General features: G+C 49.1%; 4 protein-coding genes. All 4 read left to right on the top strand.

The window, feature by feature from the left end:
* A partial coding sequence (locus AC4MRN_RS19835; protein WP_491204289.1) for a TonB-dependent receptor domain-containing protein occupies window positions 1-1150 on the top strand: 1150 nt, incomplete at its 5' end.
* Between the two features lie 231 nt (window positions 1151-1381).
* Complete coding sequence (locus tag AC4MRN_RS19830) at window positions 1382-2110, top strand: SapC family protein (protein ID WP_370242486.1); 729 nt, start codon at window positions 1382-1384, stop codon at window positions 2108-2110.
* 14 nt (window positions 2111-2124) lie between these two features.
* Entirely contained in the window at window positions 2125-3150 is a 1026-nt protein-coding gene (locus tag AC4MRN_RS19825; protein WP_491204288.1) for a cupin-like domain-containing protein, read from the top strand.
* A gap of 12 nt (window positions 3151-3162) precedes the next feature.
* On the top strand, window positions 3163-4017 hold an 855-nt coding region (locus tag AC4MRN_RS19820), incomplete at its 3' end, for a tryptophan halogenase family protein (protein WP_491204287.1).

Here is a 4017-nt window from a genome sequence, read left to right as displayed (position 1 = left end):
TGTGCCTGAGCAAATCTTGTGGACATCAGACAACGATTTCCGCATTCAGTTAGGTACCAATACTGAAGCCTTGTCTGAAGATCACACGTATGAGAGCTTCCTGCCAAACCTTGATGTATCGTTAAACATCACTGACGATTTGAAAGCACGTGCGTCATACAGCATGACACTGGCACGACCAGCCTACAATCAGATGTACACTGCGACCAGCATTGGTGCGCCAGGTCGTCCGACATACCTGGGTGGTGTTGCATCGGGTAGCCGTGGTAACGCGAAACTGGATCCGCTGCTGTCTAACAACTTCGACTTGTCACTTGAGTATTACTACGATGACGCCAGCATGGTGTCAGTCGGTTACTACCGCAAAGACGTAGAGAACTTTGTAGGTACTCAGCAGGTTTCACAAAGCCTGTTCGGCTTGCTGGATGCGACGTCTGGTGCCGCTGGTACAACGTCGGGTGACGCGATTGCTGCATTGGAAGACCGCGGTATTGAAGTGACAGAACGTAACTTCTTCACCATGACTGCCTTACTTGCAAATCCGGATGCTTATCCAAACGGGGCTGACGACTTTGAAGAAGGTCAGTTATTCGCAGACGAAGTATTCGCTGCTTATGATGTAGCGCCAGAAGCGGGTGACCCGTTACTGCAGTTTGAAGTTACTCAGCCAGTGAACAACCAAAGCGCACGTATCTCTGGTTACGAGCTAGCCTGGCAGCACTTCTTCGGTGAGAGTGGCTTTGGTTATCAGGCTAACTTCACCATCGTAGACGGTGATATCGGTTACGATGTCGGTGCAGATCCATCGCTTGATCAGTTCGCTCTGGAAGGTCTGTCAGACAGTGCCAACATCGTATTTATCTACGAGAAAGATGGTCTGTCAGCGCGTGTTGCTTACAACTGGCGTGATGCATTCCTGTCAGAAGTTAACCGTTCTGTATCATCAGTACGTAACCCGTTATTTGTTGACGAGTACGAGCAGATCGATATCAACGTGAGCTACGACTTCAGTGAAGATCTGACTGTGAGCATGGACATCATTAACCTGACTGAAGAAGGTCAGCGTCAATATGGCCGTAGCTACAACAACACGTTCTTTGTACAAGAACTGGACAGACGTTTCGTGTTGAGCGCACGTTACAACTTCTAATCTGTCAAAGGCTGCCTGATTGGTTGGGTCAGGCAGCCACTTCATTACCGCCAGATTCTGGTTTACCTGCATTAGTTGGTAGAGGTAGGATGCACACTGGCGGTTCATTTTTAGGGACAGTCTGAATAAGCCTTTGAACAATTAGCACATTTGCCGAATCACGGTGAATGGTTCTGCCATAGTCAAATTGGGTTTATTGATACTTTTCTTAGCAATAATGCGAAGTATGTTATGTCAAATATTACAGTGTTAAACAACATTGACCACGGTGCGCTAAAGGTCGATGTCAATCCTGCCAGTAATCCTTCACTGAATGTGAATCGCACGCAGGTCTATGCTTCAGAAATTGCCGATCTTCAAAAAGAGTTTCCTGTTCTTATTTACCGTGATGAAGCCACTGAGGCACTTCAGCTACATGCCATACTGGGTCTGGAAAAAGACGAAAATCTGTTTCTCGACGACAACGGCTGGACAACTCGCTTTGTGCCGTCGCTGCTGGCAAGAGGCCCGTTTAGTATTGGCTATCCAAAGGTCAGTGAAGAAGGGGAAAAACCGACCCCGATGATTTGTATTGATCTGGACGATGCCCGGGTAAACGAAGCGTCTGGTGAAGATATCTTTTTACCAATGGGCGGTGAGTCTGGTTATCTGCAATACGTGAAAAAGGCGCTGCAGACTGTGGAAACCGGTGCACAATATAATCAGACCTTGTTTGCCCTGGTCACTGAGATGGATTTGCTTGAGCCTGTTTCGGTAGAAATTAAATTAAGTAATGTGGAACAGGTAAAACTGAATAACTACTACACCATAAATCAACAGAAACTGGCTGCGTTAGCCCCTGAGCAACTGGCGCGATTAAATCAGTACGGTATGCTGGGGCCACTTTTCTTATTAATGGCATCGATGGGCAATTTTCAACAACTTATCGCCTTAAAAAATGCCAGGAACGCAATGATTTAAACAGGGTAAGTGTCATGGCAACACAATCTGTATTGGTTCTTGAGGGCATCACGCCTGACAATATTCCGTTCGACGATTTATTTGCGCTGAACAAGCCTGTTATTCTGAAAGGTCTGGTAAAAAGCTGGCCGTTGGTGCAACAGGGGCTGTCATCGGCAACTGATGTGCTCGATAGCTTAGCGAAGGGTGACAGCGGAAATCCCTTGTTGGTATACAAGGGGGGGCCAGACATTGCGGGCCGGTTTGGTTATAACGATACCTGCACAGGATTCAATTATGTCACCGAAAAAGCGCGTCTTGCCGACGTGCTTTCACAAATTCGCGATCAGCTCAGCCAGGATGAGCACGATTATTTGTACATTAATTCACTGCGGTTTGATCAAGGCCTGCCTGCACTGTCTGCGCAGAACACGCTGCAATTTACGCATCCTGAGTTTGAAAATAATCAACCCGTGCCGAAGATTTGGATTGGCACAGAGTCGGTGGCCGCCGCCCATTTTGATCAGCCCAAAAACATCGCTTGTTGTGTATTGGGTAAACGTCGATTTACGTTATTTCCACCCGAGCAGGCCGAGAATTTGTATCCCGGCCCTCTGAGCCCGACGCCCGGTGGACAGGTGGTTACCGTTGCCAGTCTGGCGAACCCGGATTTCGATGCCTATCCGAAACTTAAAACTGCACTGGACAATGCGTATATCGCTGATTTGGAGCCGGGTGATGGCTTGTACTATCCGAGCATGTGGTGGCATGAGGTTGAAGCCCGGGACAGATTTAATGTCATGGTGAATTTTTGGTGGATGGCAGCAAAACCGTTTCTCGGTAACCCCATGGACACCTTGTTGCACGGCATGTTGAGTTTACGGGACAAACCAGAGAGTGAAAAAGCAGCATGGCGAGCCTTGTTTGACTATTATGTTTTTGGTGATCCGACTAAGGTGACAGACCATCTTCCGCCAGAATGTCACGGGCCACTGGCGCCCATGACCGATATATCGGCGCGCAGAATGCGTGCCATGCTACTGAATAATTTAAACCGTTAAACGGGCGTGTAAATGACACAAAATAAAACCCGCGTAGTAATTGCCGGCGGCGGCACTGCCGGCTGGTTAAGCGCGTTTAGCCTGGTTACCCGTTTGGGTGCGTTGTTAGACATTACCCTGGTGGAGTCCGAGCAAATTGGCACAGTGGGAGTGGGCGAAGCCACCATCCCAACTATGTGCAACTTCCACCGTTTAATGGGACTCGATGAACGCGAGTTTATGGCGGCAACGCAGGCCACGTTTAAGCTTGGGATCCAGTTTGACAACTGGGGCAATCAGGGCGACAGCTATGTGCATTCCTTTGGTGAAATTGGCCAGCGATCCTGGATGGCGGAATTTCATGAATTTTGGATGGAAGCGGTGGCCAATGGGCAGCAGGATACCCTTGAGGACTACTGCCTGGAATTAAAAGCGGCAAAACAGAATAAGTTTGCCCTGAAAGTCGGCAATCGGCCGCTCAATTTTGCTTATCACCTGGATGCAACAGCCTACGCAGCCTACTTGCGCAACAAGGCTGAACAAGCTGGCGTAACGCGTATTGAAGGCAAGATTACAACGGTGAATAAACACCCGGACAGCGGGAACTTACGCGAATTGGTTCTGGACAACGACGCGCGTATTGAAGGCGATGTATTTATTGACTGCACAGGCTTCCGGGCTTTGCTGATCGGTGAAGCGCTTGGGGTAGGCTACGACGACTGGAGCCACCTGCTTGCTGCAGACCGCGCTATTGCCGTACAAACCACCGCCGTTGAGCCGCCCAGACCTTACACCATTGCAACTGCGCATAAGGCGGGTTGGCAGTGGCGAATTCCGCTGCAGTCCCGAGTAGGGAACGGTATTGTGTACAGCAGTCGTTTTTCTGAT

The organism is Marisediminitalea sp. (assembly GCF_984433645.1).
This window is presented reverse-complemented; position numbering and strand designations above follow the sequence as displayed.

Excerpts from the sequence above, each read along its gene's own strand:
- AC4MRN_RS19830 (WP_370242486.1), top strand. The coding sequence starts at position 1,382 with ATGTCAAATATTACAGTGTTAAACAACATTGACCACGGTGCGCTAAAG.
- AC4MRN_RS19825 (WP_491204288.1), top strand. The coding sequence starts at position 2,125 with ATGGCAACACAATCTGTATTGGTTCTTGAGGGCATCACGCCTGACAAT.